This is a genomic window from Thermogemmatispora sp. (assembly GCF_019683755.1).
Classification (GTDB): domain Bacteria; phylum Chloroflexota; class Ktedonobacteria; order Ktedonobacterales; family Ktedonobacteraceae; genus Thermogemmatispora.
The window spans coordinates 1-16,681 of sequence record NZ_JADGHT010000072.1 but is presented as its reverse complement, the minus strand read 5'-3'; the positions used below and the strand labels follow the sequence as shown (position 1 = coordinate 16,681).

At 60.7% G+C, this 16,681-nt stretch carries 13 protein-coding genes; 6 read left to right on the top strand and 7 right to left on the bottom strand.

Annotation, left to right across the window (positions count from 1 at the left end; translation table 11 throughout):
* Nucleotides 1-243 precede the first annotated feature (243 nt).
* Both IRZ24_RS07235 and IRZ24_RS07230 read left to right on the top strand, forming a co-directional pair.
* Nucleotides 244-3,021, top strand: coding sequence for an ATP-binding protein (locus IRZ24_RS07235; RefSeq protein ID WP_297161798.1), 2,778 nt, complete (start codon nucleotides 244-246; stop codon nucleotides 3,019-3,021).
* Nucleotides 2,966-3,697, top strand: coding sequence for a response regulator transcription factor (locus IRZ24_RS07230; protein ID WP_297161795.1), 732 nt, complete (start codon nucleotides 2,966-2,968; stop codon nucleotides 3,695-3,697). The genes IRZ24_RS07235 and IRZ24_RS07230 overlap by 56 nt, the downstream gene beginning before the upstream one ends.
* Before the next feature lie 10 nt (nucleotides 3,698-3,707).
* Here IRZ24_RS07230 and ptsP read toward each other — a convergent pair whose 3' ends face one another.
* The 4 genes from ptsP to IRZ24_RS07210 form a co-directional block, all read right to left on the bottom strand.
* Nucleotides 3,708-5,468 carry a phosphoenolpyruvate--protein phosphotransferase gene (ptsP, locus tag IRZ24_RS07225; RefSeq protein WP_297161792.1) on the bottom strand — a complete coding sequence of 587 codons (1,761 nt, stop codon included), beginning with the start codon at nucleotides 5,466-5,468 and terminating at the stop codon, nucleotides 3,708-3,710.
* A 7-nt stretch (nucleotides 5,469-5,475) separates the two neighbouring features.
* Nucleotides 5,476-5,775: an HPr family phosphocarrier protein gene (locus IRZ24_RS07220; RefSeq protein WP_297161789.1), complete on the bottom strand. Its 300-nt coding sequence runs from the start codon at nucleotides 5,773-5,775 to the stop codon at nucleotides 5,476-5,478.
* 42 nt (nucleotides 5,776-5,817) lie between these two features.
* Nucleotides 5,818-6,219, bottom strand: a complete 402-nt coding sequence (locus tag IRZ24_RS07215; protein WP_297161786.1) for a PTS sugar transporter subunit IIA — start codon at nucleotides 6,217-6,219, stop codon at nucleotides 5,818-5,820.
* Between the two features lie 91 nt (nucleotides 6,220-6,310).
* On the bottom strand, nucleotides 6,311-7,228 hold the full coding sequence (locus IRZ24_RS07210; RefSeq protein ID WP_297161783.1) for a MerR family transcriptional regulator: 918 nt from the start codon (nucleotides 7,226-7,228) through the stop codon (nucleotides 6,311-6,313).
* A 613-nt stretch (nucleotides 7,229-7,841) separates the two neighbouring features.
* Between IRZ24_RS07210 and IRZ24_RS07205 the strand changes: the two genes are divergently transcribed.
* The 3 genes from IRZ24_RS07205 (at nucleotide 7,842) to IRZ24_RS07195 (ending at nucleotide 10,202) form a co-directional block, all read left to right on the top strand.
* A complete protein-coding gene (locus IRZ24_RS07205) occupies nucleotides 7,842-8,321 on the top strand; it encodes a PTS sugar transporter subunit IIA (protein WP_297161780.1) in 480 nt (159 codons plus the stop codon).
* Between the two features lie 35 nt (nucleotides 8,322-8,356).
* Nucleotides 8,357-8,629 (top strand): PTS sugar transporter subunit IIB, encoded by a 273-nt coding sequence (locus tag IRZ24_RS07200; protein ID WP_297161777.1) that lies wholly within the window; start codon nucleotides 8,357-8,359, stop codon nucleotides 8,627-8,629.
* A 145-nt stretch (nucleotides 8,630-8,774) separates the two neighbouring features.
* Entirely contained in the window at nucleotides 8,775-10,202 is a 1,428-nt protein-coding gene (locus IRZ24_RS07195; protein ID WP_297161774.1) for a PTS ascorbate transporter subunit IIC, read from the top strand.
* 193 nt (nucleotides 10,203-10,395) lie between these two features.
* Here the strand turns inward: IRZ24_RS07195 and merA are convergent, their stop codons facing one another.
* The 3 genes from merA to IRZ24_RS07180 all read right to left on the bottom strand — a co-directional run bounded on the left by merA (nucleotide 10,396) and on the right by IRZ24_RS07180 (nucleotide 14,912).
* Complete coding sequence (gene merA / locus IRZ24_RS07190) at nucleotides 10,396-11,868, bottom strand: mercury(II) reductase (RefSeq protein WP_297161771.1); 1,473 nt, start codon at nucleotides 11,866-11,868, stop codon at nucleotides 10,396-10,398.
* A 456-nt stretch (nucleotides 11,869-12,324) separates the two neighbouring features.
* Nucleotides 12,325-13,185 carry an aldo/keto reductase gene (locus tag IRZ24_RS07185; protein ID WP_297161768.1) on the bottom strand — a complete coding sequence of 287 codons (861 nt, stop codon included), beginning with the start codon at nucleotides 13,183-13,185 and terminating at the stop codon, nucleotides 12,325-12,327.
* Nucleotides 13,186-13,850: 665 nt separating this feature from the next.
* Nucleotides 13,851-14,912, bottom strand: a complete 1,062-nt coding sequence (locus IRZ24_RS07180; RefSeq protein ID WP_297161765.1) for a LacI family DNA-binding transcriptional regulator — start codon at nucleotides 14,910-14,912, stop codon at nucleotides 13,851-13,853.
* A 611-nt stretch (nucleotides 14,913-15,523) separates the two neighbouring features.
* Here IRZ24_RS07180 and IRZ24_RS07175 point away from each other — a divergent pair.
* On the top strand, nucleotides 15,524-16,681 hold a 1,158-nt coding region (locus IRZ24_RS07175), incomplete at its 3' end, for an extracellular solute-binding protein (RefSeq protein ID WP_297161762.1).

The following is a 16,681-nucleotide window of genomic DNA, read 5'->3' as shown; positions in this document are numbered from 1 at the left end:
AACGTCCTCGACCGCGGGCGGGGGGGGGGGGTTTTTTTTTTTTGCCGGGGGGGGGGGGGGCGCCCCCCCCCCAAGGCGCCCGTGTCCCACTCTCCGGCCCTGGTCACAAGGGAGCCGTAACCGCTGGGAGAGCTTAGCCCCAGAGAGACAGGCACCAGAGTAGCGGGACGCGGGTGCCCTGTGACAGAGAGCAGCCAGCCTGCCTGCCAGCCAACTAGCCAGGATCACTGTGGAGAAAGGCTTATGCGGCCCGCGCTTCGTCGCTCCCTACTGACGCGTCTGCTCACGGTCTATCTCCTCTTTGTGATGGTCGTCCTGCTTGGCGGGGCCAGAATCAACATGCTCGTTGAGGAGCGGCTGCGCAGCGATGTCCAGGCCGCAGACCAAGCCCTGGCTGAAGAGATCGCCCGTGAGACGAGTCTGCAACTGTTGGGAGCTGAGCAGGCGCTCCAGAGCCTGGGTCGGCTGGTGCTGGCTTCTCCAAGCGAGGCCTCGGCCACGCTTGAACATCTCTTCCAGGCGTGGCATGACGCCAGAAATGATGTCGATCATGTCTACTGGCTAGATCCTTTCGGCGCAGTGCTGGTAGCCTGGCCGGCTGACCACATCATCGCCGGAGCCGAATTCTCACCTCCCACAGTTGTCGAGCAGGCCCTTAAGAGCGACCAGCCTGCCTTTGAGGTGGGCATCGTCGGTCTGGCCTCCAGCAGGCTCGCCAGCCCAGGTGTCATTGTTGCCCAGGCCGTGCGATCTCAGGGCCATCTGCGCGGCCTAGTCGCTGCCAGTTTCTCGCTGGCAGAGCTGAGCCTGCCACTGGCTAATGTGGTCCAGGCCCAGCAGCGACAAAGCAAGCACCTGATGATCACAGTGATTGACGGCAATGGCGTCGTGGTGGCCGCTTCTGAGCGCAGGCGCTTGCTGGAGACGGCCCTCGGCGAACTGCCGGGAGCAGCTCAGGCGCTCCAGGGTCAGAGCCTCTCACGCACAGGACCAGGACCAGACGGCCAGGATTGGCTGTTCAGCTCTGTGCCGGTGCCGAAAATTGGCTGGGCGGTAGTAGTCGAACGCCCGGTGAGCGAGGCGCTGGCCGTCGTCGATCAATTCCATCTCTGGCTACTACTCGTCGCCTCGCTCTTCACCTTGGGTGGTCTGCTCTTCTGGCTGCTCCTCCACTTGCGCGTCATCCGTCCCCTGCAGATGCTGGCCAGCCAGCATCAAGCGCTGCCGGCGAGCACCGAAGCCATCCCCACAGCTACGCACCAACTCGCCCGTCAACACGATGAGATTGGCGAGCTGGCACGCTCGTTGATCCGCCTCGAGCGCGACGGCCTACGCAAGCTGAGCGAGCTGCACACCTTGCTAGAAACCTCGAACGCTGTAGTGCGCTCCCTTGATCCTCGCGCCGTCATCGAAGAAATCATGCACGAGGTACAGCGCCTGGTTGATGTCCAGGCGGTAGCCGTGCTACTGCCCGACGAGCAAGGTGTCTTGCGGGTATTGCAAAGCAGTGGTCACAGCGAGCGCTACGACCGCCAGCTCTCCCTTTCGCCCGAGCGAGTCAGTTCGGCAGCGGTGCTGGCGCTGAACAGCGGTCAGCCAGTGCAGAAATTACTTGATGGCAGTCAGCCCTCTTTTGCCTACGACGACGGCTTTCGCGCGGTTCTGGCTTTGCCCATCATCAGCCATCATGTCGGCAGCGTCGTTCTGGTGGTCCATCGACGCGAGCCACGCCTCTTTGAGGAGCAAGAGATCCAGCTCCTGTCAACCTTCGCCAACTACGCGACGCTCGCCTGGGAGCATGCCGTACTCTACGAACGCAGCGACGAGCGGCTGCGCGCAGTCGCCCAGGAGAATGAACGCCTTTACCGGCGGGCGACAGAGGAGAAACAGCGTCTGGCAGCCATCATGGAGAGTATGCAGGATGGGCTGCTCTTATTGGGCATCGACGGCCAGATTCTCTATGTCAACCAGGCGGCCTGTGCCATTGCTGGTCTCTCCCGGACGGCCCTGGAGGGGCGCTCCATTGCCGCCTTTTATGAGGCCCTGCAGGCGACCGGGGCCGAGGCCGCCGCCTGCGCGCGAGCTTTGAGCCGGATGGAGCCAGCCACGTTTCTGATCGAGAACCGCGAGGGAACCCAGGCCCGCGCCCTGCAGATGCGGCTCTTCGCGGTGCAGAGCGAGGGTGGTGAGACCATCGGGCGTGGCTTACTGGTACGCGACGTTACCCGCGAGCGGGAGCTTGATGAGTTCAAGACCACGCTGCTGGCCGCGGTTGGGCATGAGCTGCGAACCCCGCTGGCTGCGATTAAGGGTTACGCTTCAACCCTGTTGCAGCCCGATGTCACCTGGCCGCCAGAGGAGCAGCAGCAGTTTTTGCAGACCATCATGCAGGAGGCCGATCGTCTGACGCAGCTAGTGCGCAATTTGCTTGACCTCTCGCGGCAGGAGGCCGGCCTGCTGCAGCTTCGTCGCACAGCAGTCGACCCTCGAGAGCTGGTACTGGCAGTCTGCGAGCGGACGATGCCGCCTTCAGCAGCCTTAACGGTAGCGATTCCGGCAGGGTTACCGCCGGTACTTGCCGATCGGGGGCGCATTGAGGTCGTGCTTCATAACCTAATCAGCAACGCCTTGCTCTATGGGGCGAGCCACGTTGAGATCAAGGCCTGGCGCCCAGTCGACGAGGAGATGCTGATTCTGGCGGTCATCGATGACGGACCAGGCATTGCTCCCGAGGAGCTGCCCCATATCTTCGAGCGTTTCTATCGCGCCTCTCGAGGACGTCGCCACCATACCGCGGGCACGGGTCTGGGTTTGGCGATCTGTAAGGCCTTTGTGGAGGCGCACGGAGGACGGATCTGGGCTCAGAGTGGACCCCAGGGAACGGCGATGTGCTTCTCGCTGCCGCTTGCCCCCCAGTCGGCCTTGATGGCCCTGAATGAGGGAGTTGCAGAAGAGGGAGAGACCAATGATGGCGACAGCAACAATCGGGAAGGCCAGGCGCATTCTGCTCGCCGAGGATGAGCAGGCTCTGCGTGACTTCGTCAGTCGCAATCTGCGTGTGCGCGGCTTCGAGGTACTGGAAGCCGCGACAGGTCTTGAGGCCCTCGCGCTGTTTGAGCGTGAGCAGCCCCATCTGCTGATCCTTGATCTGATGATGCCGCGCATGGACGGCCTAGAGGTCTGCCGGCGCGTGCGTGAGCGTTCGACAGTGCCGATCATCGTGCTGACGGCCCTCGATGCCGAGCGCGATAAGGTGGCTGCGCTCGATCTGGGCGCCGATGACTATCTGACCAAGCCTTTCGGCGTCGAAGAATTGCTAGCGCGAGTGCGCGCTGTGTTGCGACGGGTACAGTGGGAGAGCAGGCCCCCAGCCGAGCCGGCCCAGGGGGTGCGGCGCTTCGGCGAGGTTGAGGTCGATTTGTCGCGACGGCTCGTGCGCCGCAGCGGCGAGGAAGTGCGCCTTTCGCCCACAGAGTTTGCGATTTTGGAGCAGCTAATCACCCAGGCCGGCAAGGTTCTGACTCACCGCTGGCTGCTTCAGCGCGTCTGGGGACCGGAGTACGGCGGTGAGGTGGAGTATCTGCGTGTCTATCTCAATCGCCTGCGCCAGAAACTGGAGCCTGATCCGGCCCACCCGCGCTACTTCTTGACTGAGCCGGGGGTGGGCTACCGCTTCGTGAACCCCGATGCCGAATGAAGACGGGCTTTCATGCCCTCTCAGCCTCGCTTCCACCATCTTCTTTGGCCGTCAGCTCGTCAGGAGAGCAGGCACGAAGGTACGAGCGGACTTCTGCCGCTGTACGCATTTGCAGCGCGTGGAGCGCTATCTGTCGGGCCTCGCTCTCTGCCCAGCGACGGATGACTTGCTTGCAGCCTGGGATCGCTCGGGGAACCATGCTGAGTTCATCGATCCCCAAGCCCAGCAGCAAAGGGATTGCCAGCGGCTCAGCGGCTAGCTCTCCACAGATTTCAACGCGGCGCTGACGTCGGTGGGCGGCCTCGATGGTTAGTTGGAGAAGACGCAACACTGCAGGATGGAAAGGATCGGCCAGAGGGGCCGTGCTCTCGTTGGTCCGGTCCGCAGCGAGCGTGTACTGCGTGAGATCGTTGGTGCCCAGGCTGAAGAAGTCGACGACCTCAGCAAAGGCTTCGGTCAGCAGAGCAGCAGCCGGCACCTCGATCATGATGCCCAGCTCAATACGCTCGGCCAGGGGCTGCCCTTGCTGGCGCAGCTCCTCCTGCACGGCCCGGGTGAGTTGACGCAGAGCCTCGGCCTCCTCGTAGGAGCTGACCATCGGGAAAAGGATGCGCAGCTCATGCCCTGCGCCAGCCCGCAGTAAGGCACGCAATTGCGTGCGCAGGAGGGCGGGATACTTCAGCCCCAGACGCACACCCCGTACGCCTAGAAAAGGATTGGACTCAGACGGGAGAGAGAGATAGGGAGCTGGCTTGTCGCCGCCGATGTCGAAGGTGCGAATGACTACTGGAGCTGGCCGCATTGCCTCGATGATGGCGCGATAGATCTCTAGCTGTTCGTCCTCTGTAGGGGCCTGACTGCGCTCAAGAAAGAGGAATTCGGTACGCAGGAGTCCAATACCTTCGGCTCCGCAGGCACGCGCCTCGGCCACCTCCTCGGGAGCCTGGATGTTGGCCCGCACTGGATAAGAGTGTCCATCGCGAGTACAGGCCGGTTGTAGCCTGCTCTGCTCCGCTCTTTTGGCCTGCTCCTGGAGACGCAGGCGGCGCTGCCGATAAAGTGTCAGTTCACCTTCTCCTGGCTCGGCCACGATAAGACCTTGCTCTCCATCAACAATCACCACCTGCCCCGAGCGCAGCGCGGTCGCGCTTTCTCCCAGACCGACTACTGCAGGGACCCCCAGCGCCCGGGCCAGAATGGCCACATGTGAGGTCGGCCCACCCTGGGCCGTACATAACGCTAGCACCAGTTCTCGCGGACAGCGCACTAGCGCCGAAGGAGTCAACTCGCGCGCGACTATGACTGCCGGCGTGCTGAGCTGCAGGCTCTGCTCGCTCTGACCTGTCAGATGACGGAGCACTCGCTGAGCTACGTCCTCTAGGTCCAGCACTCGCGCCTGTAAGTATTCGTCCTGGATGGCTCCTAGTTGGTGAATGTAATACCGAAAGCCTTCCTGCCAGGCAAAAGCAGCGCTCTGGCGCTGACGGATGCGCTGCTGTACCTGCTGCAGCAATTCGGGATCTTGTAGGAAGACTTCATGAGCGGAGAAAATGGCCGCCTCATTGGGGCCAACGCTCTTACTGGCTTGCTCAGCTAAGAGACGCAGCTCCTGTCGGGCCTCCGCCAAGGCGGTTTCCAGGCGCGCCAGCTCCGCCGACACATCTTGGCAAGTCTCGGCCTCCACGCGGACCAGGGTCGGTTCATAGCGGTAGACCGGGCCGATGGCAATCCCCGGGGAGGCCGCAATACCTCGGATACGCTTCTCTTTCATCGCTGGCTCACTCCTGCCGCTCGCCTTCCTCGACCTCGCCAAAATTGCTGGCGATCAGCCGAGCGATGGCCTCTACGGCCTCCTGTTCGTCTTCGCCATCGGCAGCAATGCGCAGGCGATCGTTGCGCTGAATGCCAATGGAGAGGATGGTGAGCGGACTTTTCGCGTTCACCGGCTTGCTCCCTTGGGTAAGGTTTTCAATGGTGATCGTCGATGAGAAGGCCGCCGCTGTCTTTGCCAGCAGCGTGGCCGGACGGGCGTGCAGGCCGTCACGGTACGCTACAACAACTTCGGTTGATGCAGCCAAACCTTTCCCCTTTCCTACTCAGCATGTGGGCTGATCCTGCTCCTAGCCACGGTCAGCCAGACGCTGGGTGAGATTAATCACGCCTTCCTTTGCGGCCTGAATGGCGATGGGCGTGAGATCGCGCAAGCTCATATATTCTCGTTGCACAAGAATTTCCAGCAACATTGGCAGATTGACGCCGCAAATGACTTGCGTGCCTTGCAGCGCCAACTGCAGGGAGGCACTGGCCGGATTGCCCCCCAGGATATCGATGAGGATGAGCACCCCCCCATCGCTCATCACTTCGCGGACTGCAGACTCGATCTGCTGCTTTAAGTGCTCCAGGGAGCCGCCCGCTGGCATGCCGATGGCCACAAAGCGCTCCTGGGGGCCGGCGATCATTTCGACCGCGTCCTTTAGGCCGGCAGCTAACGAGCCATGCGAAACGAGCACGACACCAATCACGTGGCCATTCCTCTTTCAACGCTAGACGGCAGCCCAGTGGGCCAGGGCCAGATCCATGTACTATGACCAGAGTAAGGAGCTTCTCGCCGCTTCATGGGCCTGGTGAGGAGACGCGAGTCACCAGCGCCAGGCTCTCTGCTTCCGGCAGGCGCCGGCTACTTTGGAGGAAGAGGCGACCCGTCCCCCTCTCCTTGCGCTCAACTGGGAGCTGGACCTCGATCAGGCAGCTTTCCGACTCATCAGCTTGCTGCAAGAGCAGGTGACGATAGGGTCCAGCGATAGCATAGCCGTGCGCCTCAATCCAGGTTCCCAACGACTGGTAAACTCCACTCAGGCTGTAGGGGCTGCCTCGATAGAGCAAGGTTGCAGCGGTTACGGCGGGCAGCTCACGGATGGTGATGTGACCGCCGCTGCGCTCAACGATGTTGCCAAGCGAGGCCCCTTCCACTGGAATGGCCACCTCGACGATGCTCCCTTCGCCTTCCCCTGTGGCGTCAGGTGTGAGCAGGAGCCACTGCTCATCTGGTTTGACACCACACTCTTTGAGAAATTGCAGCATCTGCCGGGCGAAATGCAGCTGCTGGGCTCGCGTTGGGGCCGTCGTGCGGCTGGTTGCTACAAGCTGCGATTTGAGGCGTTTGAGCACAACGTCGTAGTGAGCCTGCTGGTCTTTGAGCATCAGCTGTTGCAGGCGGGCCTCTATGCGCGCCTGGCGCTCCTGCTCGATCACAATAGTCTGCTGGACCTCCGCTAGCCGCTGCTGAAGAACCGCGCGTAGCTGCTCGGGGGTCACCTGCTCATCAAGCAGGTGAACGATTTGAGACAGCTCGAAGCCCATCTCTTTGAGATCCAGGATGCGATGAAGGCGCGTGAGCTGCTCAACGGCATAGTAGCGGTAACCAGTGAGGGGATCAACCTGCACCGGTTTGAGCAATCCGATCTCGTCGTAGTAGCGCAAGGTCCGCATAGAGACCTGCCCAAGTCTGGCAAAATCGCTGATTTTGAGCACCGGCTTGCTCTCCTCCTTCCTCGTCTCTGAGGAGGCGCGCTGACCTGCATCCACAGAGAGAACAGGCGCTTTTCTTTTAAGATAAACCTTGCCGCGACGTGAAGGTCAAGGCAGATGAGCAGTGGCTGACCGCATCCTCTGCGCCTCACGAGCTTAGCTCGGTGACCCATCACCACCTTAGCAGGTTGATCGCGTGGCCTGGCTCCCCCTTCCTGCTGCCATCCCGCCGTCTCTGGCGGCGATTCCTCTTTCTTCGGCAATCGCGTCGGCGCGCCTCCTTGACTTTGACACGACGGCAAAGTTTATCCTAGTAGCAAGCAGGCCCTTCCATCTCCCTGCAAGTGGCCTCGCGGATCAAGTGGCACCCTGGTCTGCCTGACCCTGGCTTGCCAGGTCCCAGTAGCGAGAGGCGCCCACCTGGGGCCTGGCGCCGCTGCCGCGCCGCTCTGCAGGAGAGCTGCATTCGGACGAGGGAGAGGCAGCAGAACAGGAAGGGCCTGGCCCGGCCAAAGCCCGAGCGTAGGACGAGGGCCATACAGATGGCCGGTGTGCCGTCTCGTTTGCTTGCTCGTTCCTTCGTTCGCCGGCTATTCCGACCCTGGAGAGATCCGCTGTGGCATCATCTGATGAGCTTTTCCAGCTCAAAGAGCTGCTGACGCCCGCCGCGATCCGCTTGCACGTTGCGGCCAGCGACCCCGCGCAGGTCATCCGCGAGGCTGGGCAGTTACTGCTGACTCAGGGAGCCATTGAGGAGCGCTACATTGAGGCCATGCAGCAGGCCCTGCAGACCTACGGCCCGTATATGGTCATTGTGCCCGGCGTGGCCCTGCTCCACGCGCGCCCAAGCGATGGCGTTAAACGACCCTGTATGAGTCTGTTGACGCTGGAGCCGCCCGTGTCCTTCGGCAATGAGGACAACGATCCGGTCAAAATCGCCATTGCCTTCGGCGCCGTTGATCGTCAGAAGCACCTGCAGGCACTCACTATGCTGACCCAGCTCTTGGCAAATGAGCAGGCACTCTCAGCGATCCAGGCCAGTACCTCCGCCGAGGAAGTGATGCATATCATTGCGGCTGCCTCGCCCGCTGCGTGAGCGAGGACGCAGGAGACGCTCAGGGGGAATGTACTGTGAAGATCTTAGCAGTCTGCGGCATGGGATTCGGCAGCAGCCTGGTCCTGCGCATGACCATTGAGGACGTTCTCAAGGCTGCCGGTTTCAAGGCTCAGGTGGTTGTGAGCGACATCGGGACCGCACGCTCAGAGCAGGCCGACATTATTGTCACTTCTGCCGAATTTGCTCGCTTGTTAGCCGATAGAGGCATCCCCATCGTCGTGATCAAAAATTATGTCGACCGAAAGGAGATGAAAGAGAAACTTTTGCCTCTCTTGAAAGGTTCATGAGGTCAGGTCAGGTCAGGTCAGGCTGGCGCGCCAGGAGCTGACCGGCCTGGCCAGGCCAGTCAGATAAACCAGATGAGGTCAGAAAGAAGAGCAGTGCGCCGCGCTGGAGAGAGTCCTCCAGGCGAGCCAGGAAGGATGGTGAACGATGAACATCGTGCTCGCAGTTGTTCAGTTCATTGTCTCAGAGATTTTGAGCAAGCCACCGCTGCTGGTGGGATTGATCGCTCTCTTGGGCTTGTTGGTGCTGCGCCGCCCGCCGAGCGAGATCATCGCGGGGACCCTGAAAACGATTGTGGGCTTTTTAATCCTCACCGGTGGGGCCACTATTTTGATCGGGGCCCTGGCGCCCCTGGGGACAATGGTTCAGGCTGGCTTCCACTTGCAGGGCGTGGTACCAACCAATGAGGCAATTGTTAGCTTAGCCCAGAAGGCCTTTGGCGCTCCTACCGCGCTCATTATGGCGTTCGGTTTTCTAGTCAACCTGATCTTAGCACGGCTGACCCCTGTGAAGTTTGTCTTTTTGACCGGTCATCATCTCTTCTATATGGCGACGGTGCTGGCCGTGGTGTTGGGCAGTGCAGGGATCACAGGCGTGCATCAGGTGGTTCTGGGCGCGCTGATGTTGGGGACAATCGGCACCGTGATGCCGGCTCTGGTCCACCCTTTCACGCGCAAGGTGACGCGCGACGCTGGCTTTGCTCTGGGTCATTTCAATACGTTCGGCTATATTACCTCGGGATTAGTGGGCAAGCTGGTACGCCGTCTGGGGGCACCGCGTGCCAGTGCTGAAGATCTGACGGTGCCGGAGGGCCTCTCCTTCCTGCGCGATTCGCTGGTGATGACCACGCTCACGATGGTGATCATCTATATCGTGCTGGCGATTATCGCCGGACCGGCAGCGCTGGCCCAGGCCGCCGGCGGCGGGAACTACATTATGTATGCCTTAACGCAGGCGCTGACCTTCGGCGCAGGCGTCGCTATCATCCTGGTAGGTGTGCGGATGATTCTGGCGGAGATCGTGCCGGCTTTCCGAGGCATTGCAGAAAAGGTGGTGCCCAATGCCTTGCCCGCCCTGGACTGCCCGACGACCTTCCCTTTCGCGCCGAATGCAGTCCTGCTCGGTTTTATTATGAGCTTGCTGGGCGGCATCGTGGGACTGTTCTTGATGGGGCCACTGGGTCTGGCGCTGATTATTCCCGGCATGGTCCCCCATTTCTTCGATGGCGGCACTTCAGGCGTCTATGGCAATGCAACGGGTGGCTGGCTGGGAGCGGTCGTCGGTTCATTCATTAATGGCCTGCTGATCACACTGCTACCAGCTCTGCTGCTGGCTTTCATGGGATCGTTCGGCCTGGCCAATACCACGTTTGGTGATACTGATTTCTGCTTGGCTGGCATTATCACAGGCCTGGGGGCAAAGGCCGGCTTCTTTGGTTCCTATGCCGTGGTGGTGGTGCTGACCATTGTGCTCCTGGCCCTGGCCTCGTTTGTGACGCTGCGCATTACGCCGCGCAGTGGGCCACAAGAGGAGACGGCTGAGGAGGGTGAGGCCGCCGCTGAGACGACCGCTTGACTTGAGCAGAGAAGAGAGACGCAGCAAGGGTCTGCCTGCCCGCTTTTACTAGTGAGCAGGCAGACTCTTCTTGTTGAGCTGTCACCAGGCATGGAGAGATGGGACTGACAGCAGCCTCCCCCGGCTCTTCTCTCTTGGCCTCTGGGGCGGCCCTGGTCCGATTGATGGTTGCGACGACCGGCTACTGGCTCAGCTAACTGGCACAGCAGCTAAGGAGGCGTACCTCGCGCGTGAAGGAGAGCGCTACCAGCCTGAGCGCCTCGGCCATTGTTGGGTAAACATGGATCAATTCCGTAAAATCTTCCAGGGTGGCCCCGAAGCGCAGGGCCATGGCAGCCTCGTGAATTACTTCCTCAGCGTTGCGCGCGAGCAGCGAGACGCCGAGCACACGCCGACTGGAACGCTCGACGACCATCTTGATGAGTCCTCGCCTGTCCTCGATAGCTCCAGCCCGCGGCACCAGGCTCATGGGGAGTACGCGACAGGCGCAGGCCACACCGGCAGCCCGGGCCTGGGCCTCCGTTAGTCCAACGCTGGCGAGCGGGGGATCAGTGAAAAGACAGCGCGGGATCAGGCGATGGTTGACGGGGCGCGGGGGCTCGCCTGAGAGCGCATTGTGAGCGGCCAACTTGCCATCAGCGGCTCCCACCGGCGTGGCAAATTGATTGCCCCAGGCGCTGCCGATGACATCGCCAGCGGCCCAGATATGGGGGACGTTAGTGCGCAGCGTAGCGTCAACACGGATCGCTCCCTGTGCGTCAACCGCAACACCGGCGCGCTCCAGGGCCAGATGCTCAGTGTTGGGGCGGCGCCCGGTCGCTACGAGCAAGCGCTCAGCCTCCAGGGTATACTGGCGGGCCCCTTGTTGAATGGTCACCTCCACCCCCGCGGGTCCAGAGCCAACCCGGAGAACCTGGACCTGAGTGAGCACGCGTAGCCCTTCGGCTTGCAAGTACTCTGCGAGCGCCTGGCGCAACTCTGGTTCCCAACTCGAGTCAGCCAGAACCGTCGAGCGGCGCACAAGCAGGGTCACACGCGTGCCGAGGCGTTGCAGGAGCTGACCCAGCTCGAGAGCAATAGCCCCTCCCCCAATGATCAGTAGCGAGCGCGGCTGCTGGCGCAGAGAGGTCTGCCAGGGATCATCAGGCGTGCTCAACCAGTCGCTGGTGAGATAGGGAACGTCTTGCAGGCCAGGAATGGAGGGTACATGAGGACGAGAGCCGGTGGCGATGAGAATCTGCCCAGCGCGCCACCGCTGCTGGTCGCCACTAGCAGTGGTCACCACGACCTCATGGGGCGAGAGAAAGCGGGCCTGGCCCGCCAGCAGGCTCAGGCCGGGGATCTCCTCTAGCAGGCGCTCGTAGTGTTCCTGGCGGTAGGCATAGACAAGAGCATCTTTCTGCTCCAGCAGAGTCGCCCAATTGAGAGGTTGCTGCAGGGGAGTGAAGGCAGCATAGCGGGGCCAGGCACGTTCATGTTGGAGCCGGGCAGCCTCAATGAGATGCTTGGAGGGAAGACAGCCCCGATTGGCACAGGTACCCCCAATAAGGCGCTCTTCGGTCAGCAGGGAACTTTTGCCAAGATCAGCGGCATGCAAGGCAGCGGCAAAGGCGGTAGAGCCGCTTCCCAGGATCAGCAAATCAGGTTCGGCGGCAGGCATAGGCATGTTTCCAGGCGTCTCCTTGCGGCGATAGCAAGCCCTATAGTTACACAGCGACATCGCTACGCACCGGCAGGCCTTGATCGCGCACTCCTCGTAAGAGTGTGCCCCATGCGGTCACTCACTGCCCCTGTCTGCGGCCAGGGAGGGTACACCACCGGACCGGCTCAAGAGCCTGGAGAGAGCTGCACGCGGGCGGCAAACATATCTGCTTATTCGGATATCCGAATCATAGTCCTAGAAGAGGCGGATTGTCAAGAGGCCAATGATGCCAGAGGGGAGACGCACAGGACGCGCTCCTGCTGCCGTGGCAACAGCATAGAAGGCCGGGCCTGAGAGCCACTAGCATCAGCGAGGGAGAAGGGCTACGATCAGGGTTTGAGGAGGACCGCCTGACCACACTGCCCTAGAAGAGGCCGCTGGAGAGATCTCAGCGTCTCCAGCAGCGCTCTCTCTTTCCTGTTACTCAACGTCGAAGGTGTCAGGGTCAGGGCCTAGGCGTACGCCAGTATCGAGGGCTGAGATAGCGGCCATATCCTCCTGGCTCAGCTCGAAATCAAAGATCTGGCGGTTCTCTCTGATGCGCTCAGGGTGCACTGACTTAGGAATGGCCACCAGGCCAAGCTGCATGTGCCAGCGCAGCACAATCTGCGCCGGGGTCTTGCCATACTTGGCAGCCAACTGCTTGAGCAGCGGCCTGCTGAGCAGGGTGTCCTTGCTCCGCTGTCCGCCCAGCGGGAACCAGGATTCAACTTGAATGCCATGCGCCCTAGCGTAGTTGCGCGTCTCCTCTTGGGTAAAGGTGGGATGCAGCTCAATCTGAAGGACCGCCGGGATCACCTCGCTCTCCTGCAGGAGGCGCTCAAGATGGGCCGGCTTGAAATTGCTGACGCCAATCGCTCGCACCTTCCCGTCCTTGTAGGCGCGCTCCAGTCCTTTCCAGGTCTGGACCGTCAGACCCTTCATAGGCAGCGGCCAGTGGATCAAATAGAGATCCAGATAATCAAGACCCAGCTTCTTGAGGCTTGTCTCCAGGCCCTTGAGAGCCTGATCATAGCCATGATCTGTGTTCCAGAGCTTGCTGGTGATAAACAGCTCTTCACGCGGCAGCCCGCTCTGCCGAATCGCTTCGCCTACCTCCTCTTCGTTATGGTAAGCGGCGGCTGTATCAATTAAGCGATAGCCGTTTTCGAAGGCGGCCAGCACGCTGCTTATGGTCTGCTCCTTGGGAGTCAAAAAGACCCCCAGACCAAGCTGCGGCATGCGCACACCATTGTTGAGGGTAACCCAAGGGATATCGGCATGTACCTGGTGAGCCTGCATCGTTCTTTCTCTCTATTTCCTCCTCTTCTTCTCTCAGAATTCGCAGCAGCATGACAGGAGATGGCTGATGAGAGCAGCCTGCACGCCTTGACAAGTCTCTTGTCAAAGCCTTACTCGGTCCATCTCAGTCGGTAAGCCGAGCGCTGGCCCAGCCGAGGCAGCCCGCTGCCTCACCGCCCTCCAGCAGCTTACCGGATCTTCCGAAGAGGGAGTATAAGCGGTCGACAGTGGCGAGCGATAGGCGAATCTTCCTTAGAAATTGGCGGATTCTCTCCAGATCAGAGGCCGCAAGCTTGTTTCCTAGATATGATCTCCCTCATTTCCCGGCCACCAAGCGGTTATCCAGCTCCAGGAGACGCCCGCTCTATCAGGGGCATTCCCCGGCCTTTCGCATGCCACGCCTGGGAAAGCCATGCTAACTGCACAAAGAGCGTTCGGCACTTGCCACCACAGTCGGCGCACACTGGTCGCGCAAAGACAGATGGACGCTGCTCGCAAACACAAGCCCAAACCGAGGAAAGAGGGTAGTAAAGCTACAGAGATAGAGGTCGTGCTCATCAGAGCAGAGAGAGCGGGGACACAGAGCGAGCAGAAGGCAGGCAGGGAAAAGGCCCGCACTCAGTTAACCTTGCCAGCCCAGCGCTAGAGACGCTGCGCCTTCCTAGCTAGCTAGCCGTTTCCCTGCCAAGCGGACCGCGACGCGGTGGCCCACAGGACTCGCGAATGACCAGAGAGGTCGCCAGCTCGACATGATGCGTCTCCAGGGGCTGGCCAGCGATCAGCCGCAGCAGCATCTCCGCCGCCATACGCCCCATCTCCTCCAAAGGCTGGCGAATGGTTGTCAATGGAGGAGCCATGTGAGCAGCATAGGTCACATCGTCAAAGCCAATGACGCTCATCTCCTCGGGAATGCGAATACGCCGCCGGTAGAGCGCCTGGTAGACCCCCGCCGCCTGGGCATCGTTACCCGCAAAGATGGCCGTCGGCGGGTCCGGCAAGTCAAGCAGAGCCTCGGTCTGGCGAATGCCATCCCCGAGCAGATAGCTGCCCTCGCAGATCAAGGCCGGGTCAACAGGAATCCCGGCCTGCTCCAGCGCCTCACGATAGCCCGCCAGCCGTGCACGCGAGGTCGTCAGGTGCAAGGGACCAGTGATGATAGCAATGCGTCGGTGACCCAGCGAGAGCAGATACTCCGTGGCCGTATAGCCGCCGAGCCAGATGGTTGATCCAATGGTCGGAAAGGCCGTTGTTGGCTCATTACGATCGCCAATAGCCACGAAGGGGATTCCCTGCTCTAGCAGCGTTTTCGCAATGCCAACGCGCTCGTAGGGGAGCAAGAGCAGGACGCCATCGCTGGACTGATCAAGCAAGCGTCGCAACCAGAGACGCTCGGTCGCCTCGTCCTCGTTAGTTGCAAAAACCACCAGCCGGTAGCCGCTCTGCTCCAGCACCTCCTGCACGCCCTGCATGATGCCCAGATCATAGCCCCCTTCGAGGCGCATCAGCACCAGATCGATCAGGCCGCTGCGCCCCTTGCGCAGATGGCGGGCGGCATGGTTCTGGACATAGTCGCTCTGCTCAATCAGCCGCTGGATGCGGGCCCGTGTCTTCTCACCGACACCAGGTCGATGATTGAGAACCTTGGAGACGGTCGTCGTGGAGACGCCAGCACGCCTGGCGATCTCCACCATCGTTAAGCGCTTAGGTCGTCGTGGTTCCAGTGGCAACCCCTCCCCTGACCTGCTAATAAGGTAAACGATAACTCTGACGAAGTTACTTCAATGGTACCATGCCTTCCCGGCTGTGTCAACGCGCAGGTGCAAGAGCAACGGGGATGTCTCCAACGGCAGTCAAGCCGTAGCTTAAGATTCCATCGGCTTTGATGACTTCGACTGAGCGAGAAAACGAGTACCTATTTGTCCCTCTTGACAACCCCTTTTTTCTATGTTACCTTCTTCCTCAGAACCTAGAGTAAACGTTAACCTTACGATCGCAGCGGCTCACACTCGCTCGTCAATGTTTGACGAGAGCCAACGCTTGCCACCGTTTGCCAACGACAGTTCAGCTGAAGGAGGTTGCCCAGCTATGGCGCTCGTTGCCTCTCCCCGCTCAATCCATCTATTCTGAGTGAGCTATCCTCTTCACGCGCCTCGCTCTCGCTTCTGACCCCCGCTCACGTCTCAGGCAGACCAGCGCGGCCAGGCGCACGCAGTATGCAATGCAGTCCTGTTGGCGATCGCCGGGATTACTGTCATGCCACAAGCCGGGTCGGATTTATCTAGACGTCCGTATGGCATGACGTAGGGATATTCTGTCTATTCTACAAGGAGGTCATCCTATGGGCATGCAAGGCACAGGCTCGCCGCTGAATCGTCGCCGCTTCTTGCAGCGCTCGCTAGCGTTGGGAGCCGGCGTCGCCGGCCTGGAGCTGCTGGCCGCCTGCGGTGGCGGCAGTAGCACGACCACGACTGTAACCGCCACCGTGAACACACTCCCGCCGTCCACCAACCCTGGCGCGGTCTATGTCTTCAATCAGGTTGTCAAAGATTTTGAGCAAGCCTATCCGCATGAGCACATTGTCGGCAAAAACGATCCCTATGATCCCACAACCTACTTTGCCAAACTAGCCGCTGGTCAGCTAGAGGATGGCATTCAAAGCTATTTTACGGAGCCGCCCCTGCTCATCGCCCGCCACGCCGTCGCCGACATTACCAATCTGGCCAAGAGTTGGTCATCCTTCAAGGACTACATTCCGAGTATTGCCTCGATTGTGACACGCGGCGACCGCGTCTATGGGATTCCCGTGAATGGCTATGTGCTTGGCATCTTCTACAACCGCAAGCTGTTTCAGGGGGCCGGCCTCGACCCCGACAAGCCTCCCACAACCTGGGAGGAGTTCCGCGGCTATGCCAAGCAGCTCACCAGTTCGAAGGTAGCCGGCTTTGCTGAAACCAGCACGGCTAACCAGGGCGGCTGGCACTTCACCAATTGGATGTATACCGCCGGCGGCGATCTGGAGTCTGCCGATGGCACGAAGGCCGTCTTCAATAGTCCCCAGGGGGTCAGCGTGTTGAATTTCCTGAAAGCCATGCGCTTCACCGATCGTTCAATGACACAGCAGCAGCTCTTGACGCAGGCCGATACGTTGCAGTTGCTGGCAACAGGCAAGGTGGCGATGGTAGTAATGGCCCCCGATCAGCTCAATGCGCTGCAGGCCCAGTATCAGGCCAATTTGAAGGATTTCGGGATTGGCCCGATGCCTCAAAACGGCGGCAATGCCGCCTTGACCGGTGGCAATCTCTGGGTCTTTAATCCGAAGTCAGCCCCCGAGGTGATCAAGGCGGCTTTCGACTATGTGATTTATTCCAATTTCAATCTGGTGGGCGTTGCGCGCAGCCTGGCGGAGCCGGCCGCCGCCGGTCAGGCGGTGGGTGCTCCGACGGCGGTGCTTTTCCAGGGGAGCTTTCAGGAACAGCTCTCGGCACTCTATCGCAAG

What these genes read in the sequence shown, in the direction of transcription:
- ptsP (WP_297161792.1), bottom strand. Translation starts at nt 5,468, where the DNA reads ATGAAAGAGAAGCGTATCCGAGGTATTGCGGCCTCCCCGGGGATTGCC.
- IRZ24_RS07230 (WP_297161795.1), top strand. Translation starts at nt 2,966, where the DNA reads ATGATGGCGACAGCAACAATCGGGAAGGCCAGGCGCATTCTGCTCGCC.
- IRZ24_RS07195 (WP_297161774.1), top strand. Translation starts at nt 8,775, where the DNA reads ATGAACATCGTGCTCGCAGTTGTTCAGTTCATTGTCTCAGAGATTTTG.
- merA (WP_297161771.1), bottom strand. Translation starts at nt 11,868, where the DNA reads ATGCCTATGCCTGCCGCCGAACCTGATTTGCTGATCCTGGGAAGCGGC.
- IRZ24_RS07185 (WP_297161768.1), bottom strand. Translation starts at nt 13,185, where the DNA reads ATGCAGGCTCACCAGGTACATGCCGATATCCCTTGGGTTACCCTCAAC.
- IRZ24_RS07235 (WP_297161798.1), top strand. Translation starts at nt 244, where the DNA reads ATGCGGCCCGCGCTTCGTCGCTCCCTACTGACGCGTCTGCTCACGGTC.